2 protein-coding genes are annotated in these 3509 nt (G+C 51.6%); both read right to left on the reverse strand.

Going from position 1 to position 3509, the window contains the following annotated elements:
• Window positions 1–179: 179 nt before the first annotated feature.
• Window positions 180–2018: a translational GTPase TypA gene (typA, locus tag ACNRUY_RS00605; protein WP_488109695.1), complete on the reverse strand. Its 1839-nt coding sequence runs from the start codon at window positions 2016–2018 to the stop codon at window positions 180–182.
• Window positions 2019–2201: 183 nt separating this feature from the next.
• Window positions 2202–3497, reverse strand: coding sequence for a hypothetical protein (locus ACNRUY_RS00610; protein WP_488109696.1), 1296 nt, complete (start codon window positions 3495–3497; stop codon window positions 2202–2204).
• Window positions 3498–3509: the final 12 nt, after the last annotated feature.

Here is a 3509-nt window from a genome sequence, read left to right on the forward strand (position 1 = left end):
AAGAACGCCAATGGAAACTCTGATAGATGGCAAAGAGATCTGGAAGGAAAAATTTGTAGCCTGAATTTGACCTGACAGACACCCTCTGAAAAATCGGTGACTGTCAGATCAGGTCTGAACTACTACAGTTAATACCTCCAGGCAGACACCCATACAGTGCTGCCTGGAAACATTACCTCTTACTTATTCCGGCTGGCCCGCTTGCGCTCATGCTCCTTCAGGAACTTCTTGCGAATGCGGATATGGTTGGGCGTCACTTCCACCAGCTCATCGTCATCAATAAACTCCAGAGCCTGCTCCAGAGAGTGGCGAACCGGCGGTGTCAGAATGATATTTTCATCCGTTCCGGCAGCCCGGACGTTGGTCAGCTGCTTGGCTTTAGTGGGGTTCACCGTCAGGTCATTATCCCGGCTGTGCAGTCCGATGATCTGACCTTCATAAACGTCCACATTAGGGTTAATAAACAGACGTCCCCGTTCCTGAAGACTGAACAGTGCATAGGCCAGCACCTTACCATTGACCATGGAAACCAGAACACCGTTGTTCCTCTGCCCTACTTCGCCACCTTTGACCTCACCATAATGGTCAAAAATAGACGTCAGAATACCGCTGCCTGAAGTGAGGGTCAGAAACTGGGAGCGGAAACCAATCAGACCTCGGGCGGGCATGATGAAATCCAGTCGCACGCGGCCTTTGCCATCGGGCACCATGTCTTTCAGCTCAGCCCTTCTGACCCCCATCTCTTCCATGATGGGTCCCTGGTGCTCTTCCTCGATATCAACGACCACATGCTCATAAGGCTCCTGTCGGACACCTTCTATTTCACGAACCACCACCTCAGGTCGGGAAACGGCCAGCTCGAACCCTTCACGGCGCATGGTCTCAATCAGGACCGACAGGTGCAGTTCACCCCGGCCGGACACCTTGAACTTATCCGCATCATCCCCCTGCTCCACACGCAGGGCTACATTATGAATCAGCTCCCGCTCCAGGCGCTCGCGGATATTCCGGGAAGTGACGTACTTGCCATCCTGCCCGGCAAACGGTGAGTCATTGACCTGGAAAGTCATGCTGACAGTGGGCTCATCCACAGAAAGAGGCGGCAGCATTTCCGGGTGATCCGGGTCACAGAGCGTGTCGGAGATGTTCAGCTTGTCGATACCGGTAATGCAGACGATATCACCCGCCCTGGCCTGTTCAACGTCAACCCTTTCCAGACCGAGATGGCCCATCACCTGTTGAACCTTGGCCTTGCGCTGGTTGTTGTCCCGATCCACCAGAATCACGGGTTGTCCAGACTTCAACACACCGCGGGTCACGCGACCAATTCCGATAACACCCACATAGCTGTTGTAGTCCAGGGCACTGATCTGCATCTGGAAAGGACCATCAAGGTCAACAGATGGGGCTGGAACCCGCTCTGTGATCATCTCAAACAGAGGAGTCATATCTTCTGCCAGATCATCCGGTTCATGACCGGCAACACCGTTCAATGCAGATGCGTAAATAACCGGGAAGTCGAGCTGCTCATCGGTTGCCCCGAGCCGGTCAAACAGGTCAAAGACCTGATCCATGACCCAGTCGGGGCGAGCACCGGGACGATCCACCTTGTTGATAACCACAATCGGGTGGAGACCCTGCTCAAAGGCTTTCTGGGTCACAAAACGGGTCTGGGGCATGGGGCCATCGACGGCATCCACCAGCAGCAACACCGAGTCCACCATGGACAGAACCCGCTCAACCTCGCCACCAAAATCCGCGTGCCCGGGGGTGTCCACAATATTAATGTGGTAGTCCTGCCATTCGATGGCGGTGTTCTTGGCCAGAATGGTGATCCCACGCTCTTTTTCCTGGTCGTTGGAATCCATGATGCGCTCGGCACCCTGGTCTTTCCGACCAAGCGTGCCAGACTGCTGCAACAGCTTGTCAACCAGGGTGGTTTTGCCATGGTCAACGTGAGCGATGATGGCCACATTTCTTAATTGCCCAACACTGCGAGCTTCGGTGTTATCGGTCATAATAATTGAGTTCACTGGTTTGTACGCAGCTTTGTACACCATCGGTACACAAGGGAATAACCTTTACACTGAGAAATGCATCACTTCCTTCAAAGCTACTAAAAGTCACTAAAAGCTGCAGAAAATAAAAAACGGCACATGCTATCGAATTTATCCGCATCTGTGCAAGAGGCTTTAATAACTTTAATAAAAAGAGACAAGCATTAATGGCAACAACATATAAATAGAAACAGGAGGGCTACGAAGGGATTCCGCCGAAGATTCAATGACCGGAAATAGCGTGACGCTGTGATTGGCAGAATCCGTCATCATCAACCACACGGGACTGGATACGAGCCCTGTTTCAGTCAACCGCCAGCTATCAGCCCTGGAATAATGAATAATCGTTCTCCTGAACTCAAGGAAGCCATTGACCCACTCCATAGTATGAACTCCCATGCTATCTGCGATAAGCAGGGTATTATGGTTAACAGGCGTGATCAGCCCCTCCTTTCTGAAAGGCCGCCACAGCAGGTCTACTTCCCCGTCCGCCAGCGATTCTGTTTTTGGGTAAACCCTGCGTCCGTTCCACAATAACCCATGGTTTTTCCCGGTAAAACCCGAGTCACCTGCGGCCTGAGCTCCCTGCCGGTCATAAGCAACCACGACGCCCTTTTTGAGCACGATATAAAGAATATCATTCAAAAAGGTCAGCGCCATGGGTTCTTTTAACCTCTCGTTATCCCCATATTGAGATAGCTCCTGTTTCATTGACCAGTTTCCAAGGTCATCCAGACTGAAGCAGCCGATTCGATGACTTCCACTCCCTCCCACACAGAAAAGTCGACCATCGTCACTGAAGGCCAGACCATGGCACCCTTCAAGAAAACCGTACCGCCCCTGTCCGGCCACAAACTCATTGCGCTGCTCCAGCGAACAGTCCTTTATCCTGTATACCCGCATCACTCCTGACTTCGGGGAACAAGCCACAAGAAAAGTACTCTCAGGACTGACAGCCTGCTCAACCACCCCATTAAAGCCCTGCTCAGACCCTAACACCAGTTGTTCGTCCTCCCAGTAAAGACTGGTAACAAAACTTGCGTCATAGCCTTCATCACCTCCATCGCCGCTGGCAAACAGGCATTGTTCATCAGGACTTTTTACCACCCTTCTTTTCTGTCTGGAGCCCTTTGGCAATTGCAACGTATCATCAACGACCCACTGTTCATCTTTACTGGCGTATTTAAAGACAAAAACCCCTCCCTGCTCAGTGATCACAATGCTTCTATTTCTTTCCACCAGCATTGCTCCTCCCTGTGGATAAGACAACAGGATACGGGTCTGCCCAACAGGCTGGGAAATATGCTGAATCAACTGCCCCTGACCGAAACCAGGGCCCTGCGCCTGAGAGACTCCATGGCATAACATAAACAACACCGTCAGAAACCACTCAGATAGACGTCTGAACTTGACGAAAAAAGGCAGTATCTCTGAGTTCATACGTCAATCTCC

It is taken from the genome of Endozoicomonas sp. Z74 (assembly GCF_057680865.1).